Consider the following 13,194-nt stretch of genomic DNA (forward strand, 5'->3'; position numbering starts at 1 on the left):
ATTGGCCCGGTGCTCGAGTTTTCAAGCCGGTGAGACCGACAAAGCAGGTGCGCGATTGAACGACTATCTGGAGAAAATCCGCCAAGGGATGCCGATCAACTACACGGCGTTTCTCAATGCTCTGCCAGAGCCTATTCGCCGTCGGCACCGTGACGTTTTCCGAACTCGGAAAGTGTCGGCCAATCGCTGGCTGGTGACCGTGGCCGACGATGCCGCCTTTGCCGAGCTGGCGGCAGACTTGATAGCGCCGGTCAGCCGGATTCAGGCGGCCCATCAGGGCAACTCGCACCGCCACGGCACCGGGGTGAGCTTTCTGTTGGTCTATCACCAGGCGATCCGGTCGTCTCGGCCAGACACGCTGGTGATTACCGATGAGGGCGCGGACATTGGCTTCCGGCCCCGGCCGGATGTTCTGATCATCGAAAACGAGCGCAACTTCTATAGCTACCGGCCCATGCTGAGCTTCGCCAGCGAGGCCACCGGTGTGCCGCTGACCCTGGCCAGCTGTGATGTGATCCTCGGAGGCGGCAACCGCATCACTCAGTCGTCGGTATTGAACTGGCTGGCCGGTTACCAGCGGGTATTCTGCGCCTTTGATTACGATGCCGGCGGACTGCAGATGTTTGCTACCATAGCCGGCACACTGGGTGACCGCGCGCAGTTTGTGCAGCCGGCGGACTGGCAGCCCTGGCTGTCGCAGTTCCGGATGGCACCGAAAACCACGGAACGGTTTACAAAAGCCGTTGCGCTGGCGGAAGATCTTGGCTTTGTGGCTCTGGCGCAGGCCTTTCGGGCCACCGGCAAGTTTATGGAACAGGAGATGATTCTGGATGACTGACTCTCAGGCGAGCTCTAACGCCTTCACCTTTGGCATTCGCCGTCTGGTGCTGGTGGATTCCGCCGGTTTTTGCTACGTGGAGATTCCGGTGAACAACCACGGTCTGATTCTGGGCCCGGGTAACCTGGGCAAATCCAGCCTGTTGAATTCCCTGCGCCTGTTCCTGCTGCCGGAGAACAACTTCAAGAACAGTCGCAAGAAGTTCTCCTTCCGCAACGCCAGTGCGGGCAGCTTTTACACCAACGAAGAAAGCTATCAGCATTACTTCCCCAGCCAGTTCAGCTTTCTGATTGTGGAGGCGGAGAATCCCGCCGGGGTGCACTGCCAGATTCTATACCGGGACAGCGCCAGCCAGCTCAGTTACGGCCGGGCCTTTGTGCCGGTGAGTTACGATCAGTTGCGGCCCCTGTTCTGGAATGGCGATGACGAAGACGGCATTGGTCAGGCGGTACCGGAGCTGTCGTTCAGCCGGCTGTCCGACGCCCTGAAAAAACGGTCGAAAGACACCCGGTTTGTCAGCGACCCTGCAAAACTCAGGGCCATGCTCTACAACAGTGAACTGATGAACGCCGACGCCGTGCGCTACTCGGTGCTGCCGCTCGGGGAATCGGACGAACGCCGGGTGCAGTCGTTGCGCACCCTGATTCTGCTGCTGTTTGAGATGAAGGCTGACGACCAGGCCATGGCCAACGCGGTGGCCAGCATTATCGAAGCCGACAAGAAGTTCGCCGACGACGCCTTCGATTTCAATATCGACGAATTCCTCAATCGCCACGAACAACTCAAAGAACAGCAGGCGCAACTCAACCGGATCGAAAAAGAGCGGCCCCGGTTTGAAAAGCTTAATGGCGATTACCAGAAGTACCAGACCCTGCTGCGCAGCCAGCACGACTTCGCCGCCTTCCGCGATGGCCTGGGTGATGCCCTGCAGGATATCGCCCGGCAACGGCGCATGGCGGTGGATGCCTACACCGAACAGAACGACATTCTCAAGCATGTGGTGCAGTCCCTGAAAAAACTGGAGCAGGACAGCAGCAGCCTGACCGGGGAAATCCGCGCCGCCGACCGCAACCTGAAACGGGCCGAGCAGGATCAGAAAAACGGCGAGCTGTTGACGGCTCAGTACGGCGATATGACCCTTCAGGAAATCGGCGACATTCTGCAGGAAGACCGTGAGGGCAAACAGAGCCATCTGAATGCCCTGAAGAGCGCCGCCCAGGCCGAGATCCGCCTGGCGCAACTGGACAAGAACCGCCAGGAGCTGGAACGCCGCCTGGCCAGCCTGGCGGACCGGGAAAGCAAACAGCAGTGGCAGCTGCAGAACCAGCTGGATGAAGCTGTGGCCGCCCCGCTGCGAGCGCTGGACCCCCGCTTGATGATGGCCAGCCCGGGCCAGACCCTGGACGGCGCCAGCAAGGCCACCATTACCGCTTTCGCCAGGCTGTTTACCCCCTCATCGGCCGGCTTCGACTGGTTTGATATGGAATACCCCGGCCAGCCGGCCCGTCAGGAAGATTTTTCTGAGCAGCGCCGGCGCTTGCAGGGTGAGCTCAATGGCCTGGAGAAAGAACGCGCGGAGCTGGTGGATACCGCGGATAAGGAGCAGGACCGGCCGCGCCTGATCGAGCGCACTGAGAAAGAAGTCCGGGCCATCGAGAAAGAACAGGACACCCTGGCCCGCTACCCGGGTGCGGCCACCACGCTGCGCGACGCCACCGAGGAAAAGGCGGCCGCCGAAGAAGCCTTGGCCAAACTGCAAGAGCAGTCCCGCCTTGAGCAGGAGAAGTTCGACGCCGTCCAGCAAAAGGCCGCGAACGCCCGCGCCGAGAAAGACCGGGTCGAGGAGCGCGAAAAAGAGTTGGCGCAACTGAGCCGGAGCGTAGGCACCGTGGAGCACCGCTTCCAGCACCTGAAAACCCTGCAGTCTGAGCAGCCGTTGGCGATCGACCAGATTTCCGCCGCCGCCTTTGAGGAGCTGCAGAAACACCTGGACGACATGGAAGAGTTGCGCCGCAGCATTCTCGACCACCTGCGTCAGTTTGTGTACCAGGGCGTGTACGAAGATGCCGACGGTGAGTTGCAAAAAGACAGCCCCGCGTCTTCCGTAATCCGCGACACCTTCAAGAATCTGGCCGACCTGTTTGCCGGGCTGGCCGAGCGCTGGCAGGTGCACCACGAGCAGATTGAGATTCACAACGAAACCGTGGCCAGCTACCGCCAGGCCCTGACCTCCAATCACGAGTTCATCAGCCGGTTTGAAGCCCAGCTCAACCGGGAACTGGAAGGGGTGCAGATCAACGATCTGGTGGAAATCCGGGTGGATATCCACACCGACCCGAAATTCCGCAATCTGGTGGAAGAAGCCACCAACATTGACCCCTACGGCAACCAGCTGCAATCCGATGCTTTTTACGATCGGTTACGGGTGTTTGTGGCGGATTTCTTCGGGGACCAGAGCGGCAGCAAGCGCCTGACCATGGACAAGGTGATCACCGGCATTTCCTACCGCACCCGCAAAGAGAACGCCACCGGTCTGGACAAGAAAGGCCAGTCCACCTCCACCACCGCGCTGATCAACCTTGAGCTGGTGTACCGGTTGCTGAACCGGGTGTTGTACCCCGGCATCCGGCTGTCTTTCCCGTTGGTGCTGGATGAGCTGGCCAGTGTCGATGTCAGCCAGATGCCATCGTTGCTGCAGCGATTGCGCAAGCAGGGCTTTAACCTGTTCTCTGCGGCCACCCACAGCGCCAGTGCCGAAGTGATTTACCTGATCGGCCGTCATCTGGAAGTCGGGCAGATGCGCACTGCGCGACCCTACAGCCCCCAGCGCACGCTGGTATTCTGGGGCGGTGCCGAGGGCTTTACCGGCGGCGAGCAGCTGAGCCACTGGGCCGATCATACCCAGAACAGCCTGCTGGAGCTGGCGGATGAGTAAGCGCTTCAGCACGCTGGACACTACCCGCCTGCTGTTCGAACACCCGAAAATCCTGTTCCGGATGATCGAACGCATGGACCGGAACGAGACCCGTTACCTGCGCGAAAGCGATCTGGTGGCGGAGGTGATGGACTACACCCGTACCCTGGGCAAGGCCGATCGGGACCGGGTACGCCTGGCCATGAACACCGACAACCTGTTCCGCACCGGCCTGGTGATCGACATCATCAAGGCCGAGGGCGAACGCCGGCTGGTGCTGCAGGACGCGCTGATTAACCTGATGCGGGCCTGCAATGCGTCCCTGTATCAGGAACTCACCGACGCCCGCTTGCGGGGCCATCTGGTAACCCTGCGGGATGTGCGCAACCGGCTGGAACTGAGCAGCTTCAGTGAGGCCGATCCGGATTTTACCGAACTGCGCGACGACCTGAACGAACGGGTCAGTCAGCTCATTGGCTTGCTGCGCCAGAACGTGCTGCGCATGCAGACCATCAGTGCCCAGCTGGCGGAACTGTCGGGCGATGCCAGCCGGGCGCCGGAGAAGTACCTGGAATTCCGGCACAACTTGTTCGAGCAGATCGTGACCCTGTACGACCGCCACATCAAGCCGACCCTGGTGTTCCTGAATCCGGACACCCGCCTGCCCGACGGCAGCAACCTGTTTGAGACCCTGGAGGCCATGGTGCGCCTGCTGGAAACCAGCGGCGATCACAACCTGGCGGACCAGCTGTTCCGCTCGGCGTTAAGCCTGAACGCCCTGTACAAACCGATTCAGGCGGTGGCCCAGGAAGTGGAGCATTTTCTGCGCAAAACCCGCCGGGGCATGGTGCAGTACAACGCCATGGAGCATTTCTACCACAAGCTGCGGGAGCTCAAGGGCGAAACCGAAACCCTGAGCCTGCGCCGGAAATGGCTGGAAGGCGGCGACTTTGCCCGCAGCACCGGATTTTTGCTGGGTCTGCGTGGCCAGCAGCGGCCCAAGCACTATGCCTTCGGCGCCTCCGCCAGCTATTACCAGCTGCTGTTCAGTGAGCTGGACCTGCGCCTGGCCGATCTGCGCCGCAAAAACGACATGCCGGCCTTGCAGGAAGTAGCGGGCGCCGGTCGCCACAGCCGGATCGACGTGCAGCGCATCAACCAGCTGTACCAGTGGCTGGAAACCCTGGAGCTGCGGCCCACTGCCGATCTGGTGCGCGAACTCCACGGCCGGCTCGAGGGCTTTATCCCCGGTTATCGCTTTCCGGACCTGCTGGCGGCCCTGAACCGGCTGGTGAACACGCCACCGGAGGGCTTTCAAGTAGTCACCACCAACCGCTTTCGGACCCTCGAAACCGAGCCGTCACCGGACCTCAGTGGCGAGCAGTTTGTCTACCGTAAACGCCGCCTGGAACCACACACCGAGAACGCCCATGACTGACCAGACCCTCACCGCCGCCGAGGCGCGGCCCAGCCCGTTTGACGACATACTGCCGGCCCACAGTGCCGCCATCTACCGGGAGTTTCAGGCGGGCCGGGTGATCGTACGGGAGCTGTGGGACAGTCATCGCTCCGAGCTGGTGGCCAACCCGCTGTACAACCTGCTGTACAACCATTTGTCCCACTTCAGAACCTTGTATGAGCATCTGGGCAGCGAGCTGGTGTTCAGTGAGAACGGCGCCTTCTTCTTTCTGAAAGAAAGCAGCGATGACGAAAGCGAAGAGCACGATGAAAACGCCTTCCGGGTGCAGGTGATTCTGTTGTTGATTGGCCGCTATTTTGCCCGCAGCGGCCGCGACCTCGACTATCTGGGCCGGCCCGACGCCGGCTTGAACGAGCAGGACCTGGCCGCAATGGCCGCCGATGAGGAGTATCAGGACATTCTGCGGGCGGCCCGTTTCGACAAGGGCCTGGCCGAGGCGCTGGACTATCTGGACAAGCGTAACCTGGCGTTCCGGGCCGGCGCCGGGCACTACTTTCTCAGCAGCGCAGGCATGTATTTTCTGGAACAGTTGGTGCAGGAGTACGAGCAGGCCTGAGTGGCCTCAGGCGTAAGCCACCGCGTTGCGGCCACCGGCTTTTACCCGATACATGGCGCCGTCGGCGGCTTTTAACAGGTCGTCGGCGGTTACCCCATTGTTCGGGAAAACAGCAACGCCCACCGAGACACCAATCTGGATATTGTGGTTGTGGGTGTGGAACACATCGTTCAGAACCGCGACTATTTTTTCTGCTACCGGGCGAGCATTGTCGTCGCCGTATATGGGCCCGGTAATGACCACAAACTCGTCACCACCACGGCGGCCCACTACATCGCTGCTTCGGATGCAGTGCTTGAGCCTCTTTGCAACCATTCTGAGCAGCTCGTCCCCGACTTGATGGCCGTAAGTGTCATTTACCGGTTTGAATTTGTCGAGATCGAGAAACATCAGTGCGAATTGACTGTTGGCTTGCCGAGCTTGCTCAATAGCCTGCTCAAGGTGGGTCTCAAGCGCGGCCCGATTAGGCAGTCCCGTCAACTTGTCGTAGTGAGCGAGTCGGAGCATTTGCTTTTCGGCTTTGACGCGTTCGGTAATGTCGCTAAACGTCAGCACCAGTTGGCTGAGCTGGCCTTCATTATTGCGGACCGGCGACAGCGTTAGCAGATTTGGAAAGGTGCTTTGGTCTGGCATTTTCAACCAGACCTCTCCTTGCCAGGCGTTCTCTGCAATGAGCTGTTTATGGACATCTTCGGGTATTTGATGGCGTTGCTGGGCGGTGTCCAGAAAGTCCCGCAGGTTTTTTCGCTTGAGAGCCTTTGATGTCATGCCCGCGATGTCGGCAAAGGCAGGATTGGCGCGGATAATATTAAACGAGAGATCGCAAATGACGATTGACTCATGCGTGTGTTCGAAAACCTGATAAGCCAGTTGCAGTTCTTCAGTAGAGCGTGCGATCTGTGACGCCTGCTCCACCATCGCCTGAACGACGGGCCGCAGAGCGCGCCAGACCAGCAAGCCTGCGAGAGCCGATAACAACAGAATGGCCAGAATACTGACAGCGATGTCTCGGGTGACATTCCCAAACACCCGGGTGATTTCGGAGTACATGTGCAACTGCCATTCATAGCCTTGGAGCGGGCGCATGAAGGCGAGAACGCGAGTGCCATCATCCAGTGCCGAACGGAAAAAGGCTTCTGGTTGGTCGGTCGATACGCCTGCTTTGTCTGCCAGGCAGGTGTCGGCGGGCCTGATGTCAAAGGTTTTGGTCAATGGCTCGAATTCAATCCGTCGGGTTCGGTCGGCGTTAATCAGACACATCTGAGTGTGTGACTGAGCCTCGAAAACGCTTGTCATTGAGCTCAAGGAGAAAAGAAGCAGGTCTGTTCCTACCATTTCTCCATCCACCTGGATGGTGCTAATGGTGTGCATTAAGGGTGTGGCGGAGCGGCTGTCGGCGAAATCGTAAATTTGTATATCCAATTGACGGGGAACCGGAATCGTATCGGGCAGCGCGCTGGCCATAGGGCCCACGCGGGCGATTTCGTTGCCATCGGCGTCGTAGCGTATCAGTGCTGCCAGATTGTCGATAAGGCGTGCCGAGTCTTCAAGGCGCGGGATGGAGAAGTCTTGAACTGCATCAACGTTCAGCTGGCCCCGGGCGTATTCACCCAGAACTCTGGCCAGTTCAGAGCGGCTGGCGGTCTGTTTGGCAAGATCCTGGTGTAAATCAAAAATAGCCTGGATGTTCTTGGTTTTTGCGTCTGCCACGCTGACCGCGTCGAGTGCCGCCCGGGTATGCATCTGGTTAATCAGAGGCGTTGCAATGACAACGGCGATGACGATGCCCGTCAGAACAACCGCAACGATGGCCCTGGTGATGATTCTTCTTTCTTGTTCCTGAATGTCCATCAAAAGCGGTCACTAAAATACATAAGATGTTGGTTAATAATATCCGGTTTTTGCAAACAATGAATCTGCTGGGAGCTCTTTTGTGTAACGAGAACCGGCCCTTTCCAATCGTGCCCCAGACCTGGTGTCAGCCATAGCTGCCACCAGTGGCGAGGTGGTGATATTGGCCGCCGGTGTTCGGCTGGTTGCTAGCAATGCCGCTGAACAACCTCGGCCTGTTCCCGGGAATACCGCCGCTGGTGGAGGCATTCCGTGTAGACTAGAGGCTTTCAGGCTGCAGGAGTACTCGATGACAGAGCCCGCGCTGTTCAGAACCCATCGCCGCCGGAGCGTACTCTGGCTGGCGGTTATTGCCCTGCTGGTGGCGGTGCTGGTGGCGGCGCGCTCCCAGCCTCAGCCGGTGGAAGAGCGGTTGGTGCGCCTGCATGCACAAGAGGCATTTGGTGCTCGCTCAGATTTACTGGCCGAACCGCTGCCGGTGCAGGCGCTGCTGCTGGATTATCGAGAGGATGTTCTGCTGTTGCTGAAAGCTCAGGCTGCACTTCAGGTGTTCCCGGAGCATACCCGCCTGCTGATGGAGCTGTTTGGTGAAGAAGCGGAGTTTCAGGAGGCGCTCCGTGCCCACGGCGAATACCTGATTCCACCGGTGATGCACTTTTACCAGAACCCGGTCGGATCGATCGAGATGATGAACCGGGTGGCGGGCACCCGCCAGACCCTTAGCCCGGAAGAGCGCGCCTGGTCCGCCATCAACTTTGCCAACAAAGAAGGCCATGACTTCACCGGGCAGTTTCTGGTGGGGCCGGATGGCAGCATTGAGTGGATCTGGACGGAGCGTGTCACCGAAGGTATCACCCAGTTCTTTACCAGCGGCATCCGCACCCTCGAATCCCGTTACCGCACCGATCAGCCGGTTCGAGCCCGTGATGTCGGCTGGGCGGCCGTGGATGCCATTGTCATCGGCAGTGCCGTGAAGTTTCTGAAAGCGGGCCGGGCGGCGGCAACCACCGCGCGGGCGTCGACCGTCACCGCGCGCTCAGCTGCCTATACCTCCCGCCTGGCCAAGGCCGGGCGTATGGCCTCGGTGATGGTCAGCCATGCCCGCTGGCCGGCGGTGGCGGCCCTGGCCTATGTGGCGGTGCGGCATCCGGTGGTACTGAACGATCTGTTTGCCGGGGCTGCCAAGGTTCTGGGCGTTCCGCCCTGGATGGTGCAGGTGCCGGGCTGGTTTATTATCCTGCTGCCGATTTTGCTGTTGCTGCGCTGGTTGGGCCGGATCTGCCTGTGGTTTGTGCCGGCGCGCCGGTCCCGGCTGCTGTGATGCCGGGGCGATACCGCTCTGTTATGCTGGCGCCACAATTCGCTGTGGGAGTTCTGAATGTCGTCGCTTGAAAGTCTGATCATTGAAACCGGACCCAGCCCGGAGATTGCCGTTATCTGGCTACACGGCCTTGGTGCCAGTGGTCACGATTTCGAACCGGTGGTGCCGGAACTGGCCTTCGCCCAGGAGCGGGCGGTGCGCTTTATCTTCCCGCACGCACCGGAGCTGCCCGTCACCATCAACGGTGGCATGCGCATGCCCGCCTGGTACGATATCCTGGCCATGGACATCGATCGCAAAGTGGATGAGCTCCAGTTGCGGGCTTCTTCTGACGCCGTTGCCCAACTGATCGAGCAGCAACGCGAGCAGGGCCTTCGCCCGGAAAACATCATCATTGGCGGGTTTTCACAGGGCGGCGCGGTCGCTTACGAACTGGCCTTGAGCTACCCCGAACGCCTGGGCGGCCTGTTTGCGCTGTCCACCTACTACGCCACCGCCGGCTCCATCCAGCGCTCCACCGCCAATGAGACCCTACCGGTATTTGTGGCCCACGGCAGCTATGACCCCATCGTTCCCGAAGCCCTCGGCCAGCAGGCGGTGGAAACTCTGAAAGCCCAGGGCTATCAGCCCGAGTACCAGAGCTACGGCATGGAACACAGCCTGTGCCTGGAAGAAGTGCACCACCTCAACGACTTCCTCACCCGCTGCCTGAACTGATTTTGGGGTCAGACCCAAAGACATTTGATGAGATGAAATGTCCACGGGTCTGACCCCAAAATGAGCACCAAGAGTTACCAGGCCAGCCAGATGGTGTGTCTTGCGCCCTTGCCGGGGCGCAGGGCACGAACAACGACCGGTTCCACGGAGAAGCCTGCGCGGCGAAGCCGCTCGGTAAAGGCATGCTCCGGACCCGCGGACCAGTATGCCAAGATGCCGTTCGGGCTCAGGGATTTCTGGGCAGCGGCGATGCCTTCCGGTGAATAGATCCAGTTGTTTTCTTTGCGAGTAAGCCCCTCTGGGCCGTTGTCAACATCCAGCAGGATGGCGTCCCAGTTGCCGTCACCCTCTTTGAGCAGTTCCGCCACATCACCGATGTGCACTCGGGCCCTGGCATCGTTCAACGGGTAGCCGGAGGCGGCGCCCAAGGGCCCGCGATTCCAGTCTTCAACCTCCGGCACCAGTTCCGCCACCGTTACCTGTGCGGTATCGCCGAGAGAAGACAGCGCCGCCGCCAGGGTAAAGCCCATGCCCAGCCCGCCGATCAATACCCGGGGCTCGGGCAGGTCAGCGATACGCTCGCAGGCGAGGGTGGCCAGTGCATCTTCCGAGCCGTGCAAGCGGCTGTTCATCAACTCACCCGGGGCGCCGGCGATCTTGATGGAGAATTCGTCATTTCGTTGCAGCAGGCGCAGCCGGGTGCCGTTACCGGGAATGGTTGCGGTGCCAATTTCATCGAAGCGGGCCATGTGGGGTTCCGGATGGTGGGGTCAGGCCGCATTCTAACCCGACGATGCCGTTGTTTTCAGCCAAATCCCCCTTGAAGAATAGCTGTTAGATTGCAGGTAGCAGCAAACGGCAGTATTTATTCAGAGCCTACCGCACAGGAGAGCCTCGTTTGGTTGCCTGCTCAAACACAGCCTCCACTCGGGCACTGTAGTCAGAACCGGACACCGAAGCCTATGGCGCCATGGTGCGCAAGATGATTTATGAGGCGTGAGGAGGCACGTCCTGGTCACGTAGGTGAATATCCCGCTGAGGGAAGGGGATCTCGATGCCGGCCTCGCGCAGGGTGCGCGTAATGGCGGTGTTGATCTCGTGCGACAAGGGCATGATGTCCAGCGGATCTTTTACAAACACCCGCAGCTCGAAGTCAACGCGGCTCTCGCCCAGCCCGACGCAGAATACCGCCGGCGCCGGATCATCCACGACCCGCTCATTGTTCTGAGCTACCTCGGTAAGCAGCTCCTGCACCCGATCCAAATCGGAGCCGTAGGCAACGCCGACTTGCAGTATGACGCGGGTGATCGAATCCGTCAGTGTCCAGTTGGTCAGGTCCTGGGTCACAAAGGTCTTGTTGGGAATAATCTGCTCCTTGCGGTCCCAGTCAACCAGAGTGGTGGCGCGAATGCGGATACGTGAGACCGTCCCGGTAATGCCGCCGATGGTGACCGTATCACCCACCCGGATCGGGCGCTCGAACAGCAGAATGATGCCGGACACAAAGTTGGCAACGATTTCCTGAAGGCCAAAGCCCAGACCAACCCCGAGTGCTGCCACCAGCCACTGCAGTTTGGACCACTGCACCCCGATCACTCCAAGAAAGACCACCACGCCGATGAATACCAGAGTATAGGTAGTGAGGGTGGTAATGGCATAGCCGGTACCGGGCTCAAGCTTTACCCGGCTGAGCAACATGACCTCCAGGGTGCCGGGCAGGTTTCGGACCGCCAGCACGGTACCAATGCCGACGAACAGCGCCAGCAACAGGTCACCGAGGGTGATGGGCAGCGGTTCGCCGCCGTCAAGGTTGGTGGCGATGGTCCAGAGTGTGACGTTATCGAACAGTTGTAGAGCCGGAATCAGGCTGGCCCAGAGCAGCCAGAGACCGCTAATGACCAGCACGGAAGTCAGGATGCGCAACAGCGCGGTACTCTGCTGATTGATGTCCTTGAGATCCATTTCCGGCATGTCCAGTATTTTCGGTACCGTTTCACCCGAGGGTTCTGCGGCTTCCCTGGTTTCGGCGAGCTTGCGTTCCGCCTCCCGGCGCTCGCGCAGCCGCGCCAGAGTGAGCCGGCGCTCCCTGACGGAAAGTGCCCGGAGCCCCATGTAGTACAGCATGACGTTGAAAGCTATCCAGCAAATGCTGATGAACAGGTTCCGCTCCAGTTCCAGAGCGGTGTAGTGATATCCGAGTAGCGATGCCACCACCAGTACCAGAGGCGTGGCAACGGCCAGGACATGCAGGACCAGCAGACGCTTGCGCTCTGGCCGGTCGGCCCGGACCGCGCTCATGATGCGATGGGCGAACGTCGAAAGCGCGATCGATACGGCGGTGAACAGCAAGCGCCCTAGACTGTTCACAAACTCGGAACCCTCCGGTGTTGCGGTGGTCGGCATGATCACGGTGATCGGGATAATAACCGCCAGTAGAAATGGCAGTTCCCGGCGAAGGGCGCGCAGTGAGTCGATGTGCCAGTGGAAATGGGTGTCTCCCAATCCGCCCTCGCGGGCCACGTTATGAATGACTGCCAGCAGCAGGATGACAACGGCCGCAATGGTCAGGCCATTGGCCAGAGCGGAGAAAAAGTCATTGCCCTCCCTCAGCAAAAGTGCCGCGATGGCAAATACCAGCACACCGGGCAGTGCCAGCAACACGCTGTTGGCGAACGCATACAGCGTATGCTTGATGCGATCATGGCCAACATTCCCGACATACTGATTGTTCGCCCTGAGATTGCGTTTGATGGCTCGTCGTTTGGTGAGCAGCAGCGCCAAAAGGGCCATGAGAACCGCGACGGCCCCGCCACGTTTCTTGACCGACTCAGTAATCGCGGAGTTAAGCGAATCAAGACGAAGCTGTCCGGCAAGCCAGGCTGCCGCGGTGACCAGTTCTGTGAGAGTGTCTGCGCCTGCCACCGGCGCACTGGGCAGCCAGAACAGGCGCTGTTGCAACAGAAGCTTGTAGGCCTCTACGCGTTCCTTCAAGGCGGATACGGTGTTGAAATATTCGTTCAACGCCTGGATGTGTTCGGTGACCGCCTTGTGCAGCTGGCGGATCAGGACCGCTCTCTGACTTCTTAGCTGGTCGCGGGCATCGTCGCCGGGATCGATAATGGCCTCGAACTCTTCCAGTCGAAGTTGCTCTTCGCGCGCTGTCGATAACTGGTTTTCAATATCACGAATCAGATCCTCCGCAATGCCTTGCCGTTGGAGCCGTTCAAGCCGCTGCTGAAGAAGATTGGCGTAATTGCCGGTCAGGTTGAGGCCGGCTTTTTCCAGGCGAAGCTGGAAACTGCTGTACTCATCTTGAAGCCGGTTGAGCAGTGATTCCGCGTAGGACAGGCGGTCGCGGGTCGATTCAACCGCAACCAGGCGTTGTTCCAGAGAGTCTCTCAGGGCCTGGATCTGTTGGCGGATATCCGCCGTGCCGGCATCAGGAAGCTGGATTTGGGGCGGCCCCGGGGTCTCGGCTGCCAGTTCGGGCTGGACCGCAGGCCGTGCTTCTTCAGGC

9 protein-coding genes are annotated in these 13,194 nt (G+C 59.9%); 6 read left to right on the forward strand and 3 right to left on the reverse strand.

The window, feature by feature from the left end; all coding sequences use genetic code 11:
- The first annotated feature begins 55 nt into the window (after nt 1-55).
- From IBX51_RS08895 to IBX51_RS08910, 4 genes are read left to right on the forward strand one after another with little or no spacing between them, the layout of a single operon-like run.
- Nucleotides 56-838: a hypothetical protein gene (locus IBX51_RS08895; RefSeq protein ID WP_291830805.1), complete on the forward strand. Its 783-nt coding sequence runs from the start codon at nt 56-58 to the stop codon at nt 836-838.
- A complete protein-coding gene (locus tag IBX51_RS08900) occupies nt 831-3,773 on the forward strand; it encodes a hypothetical protein (RefSeq protein ID WP_291830806.1) in 2,943 nt (980 codons plus the stop codon). Before IBX51_RS08895 ends, IBX51_RS08900 begins: the two co-directional genes overlap by 8 nt.
- Nucleotides 3,766-5,190 carry a hypothetical protein gene (locus tag IBX51_RS08905; protein WP_291830807.1) on the forward strand — a complete coding sequence of 475 codons (1,425 nt, stop codon included), beginning with the start codon at nt 3,766-3,768 and terminating at the stop codon, nt 5,188-5,190. The genes IBX51_RS08900 and IBX51_RS08905 overlap by 8 nt, the downstream gene beginning before the upstream one ends.
- A complete protein-coding gene (locus IBX51_RS08910) occupies nt 5,183-5,788 on the forward strand; it encodes a hypothetical protein (RefSeq protein ID WP_291830809.1) in 606 nt (201 codons plus the stop codon). Before IBX51_RS08905 ends, IBX51_RS08910 begins: the two co-directional genes overlap by 8 nt.
- Before the next feature lie 6 nt (nt 5,789-5,794).
- Here the strand turns inward: IBX51_RS08910 and IBX51_RS08915 are convergent, their stop codons facing one another.
- Nucleotides 5,795-7,639: a sensor domain-containing diguanylate cyclase gene (locus IBX51_RS08915; RefSeq protein WP_291830810.1), complete on the reverse strand. Its 1,845-nt coding sequence runs from the start codon at nt 7,637-7,639 to the stop codon at nt 5,795-5,797.
- A gap of 289 nt (nt 7,640-7,928) precedes the next feature.
- Between IBX51_RS08915 and IBX51_RS08920 the strand changes: the two genes are divergently transcribed.
- Both IBX51_RS08920 and IBX51_RS08925 read left to right on the forward strand, forming a co-directional pair.
- Nucleotides 7,929-8,960 (forward strand): hypothetical protein, encoded by a 1,032-nt coding sequence (locus tag IBX51_RS08920; protein WP_291830812.1) that lies wholly within the window; start codon nt 7,929-7,931, stop codon nt 8,958-8,960.
- A gap of 57 nt (nt 8,961-9,017) precedes the next feature.
- Complete coding sequence (locus IBX51_RS08925) at nt 9,018-9,677, forward strand: alpha/beta fold hydrolase (RefSeq protein WP_291830814.1); 660 nt, start codon at nt 9,018-9,020, stop codon at nt 9,675-9,677.
- A 74-nt stretch (nt 9,678-9,751) separates the two neighbouring features.
- Here the strand turns inward: IBX51_RS08925 and IBX51_RS08930 are convergent, their stop codons facing one another.
- On the reverse strand, nt 9,752-10,426 hold the full coding sequence (locus tag IBX51_RS08930; RefSeq protein WP_291830815.1) for a spermidine synthase: 675 nt from the start codon (nt 10,424-10,426) through the stop codon (nt 9,752-9,754).
- A 238-nt stretch (nt 10,427-10,664) separates the two neighbouring features.
- A partial coding sequence (locus IBX51_RS08935) for a mechanosensitive ion channel domain-containing protein (RefSeq protein WP_291830816.1) occupies nt 10,665-13,194 on the reverse strand: 2,530 nt, incomplete at its 5' end.

Source organism: Marinobacter sp. (assembly GCF_014859525.1).
In the GTDB taxonomy this organism is placed as follows: domain Bacteria; phylum Pseudomonadota; class Gammaproteobacteria; order Pseudomonadales; family Oleiphilaceae; genus Marinobacter.

Excerpts from the sequence above, each read along its gene's own strand:
- IBX51_RS08920 (WP_291830812.1), top strand. The coding sequence starts at position 7,929 with ATGACAGAGCCCGCGCTGTTCAGAACCCATCGCCGCCGGAGCGTACTC.
- IBX51_RS08900 (WP_291830806.1), top strand. The coding sequence starts at position 831 with ATGACTGACTCTCAGGCGAGCTCTAACGCCTTCACCTTTGGCATTCGC.
- IBX51_RS08915 (WP_291830810.1), bottom strand. The coding sequence starts at position 7,639 with ATGGACATTCAGGAACAAGAAAGAAGAATCATCACCAGGGCCATCGTT.
- IBX51_RS08910 (WP_291830809.1), top strand. The coding sequence starts at position 5,183 with ATGACTGACCAGACCCTCACCGCCGCCGAGGCGCGGCCCAGCCCGTTT.
- IBX51_RS08925 (WP_291830814.1), top strand. The coding sequence starts at position 9,018 with ATGTCGTCGCTTGAAAGTCTGATCATTGAAACCGGACCCAGCCCGGAG.
- IBX51_RS08905 (WP_291830807.1), top strand. The coding sequence starts at position 3,766 with ATGAGTAAGCGCTTCAGCACGCTGGACACTACCCGCCTGCTGTTCGAA.
- IBX51_RS08930 (WP_291830815.1), bottom strand. The coding sequence starts at position 10,426 with ATGGCCCGCTTCGATGAAATTGGCACCGCAACCATTCCCGGTAACGGC.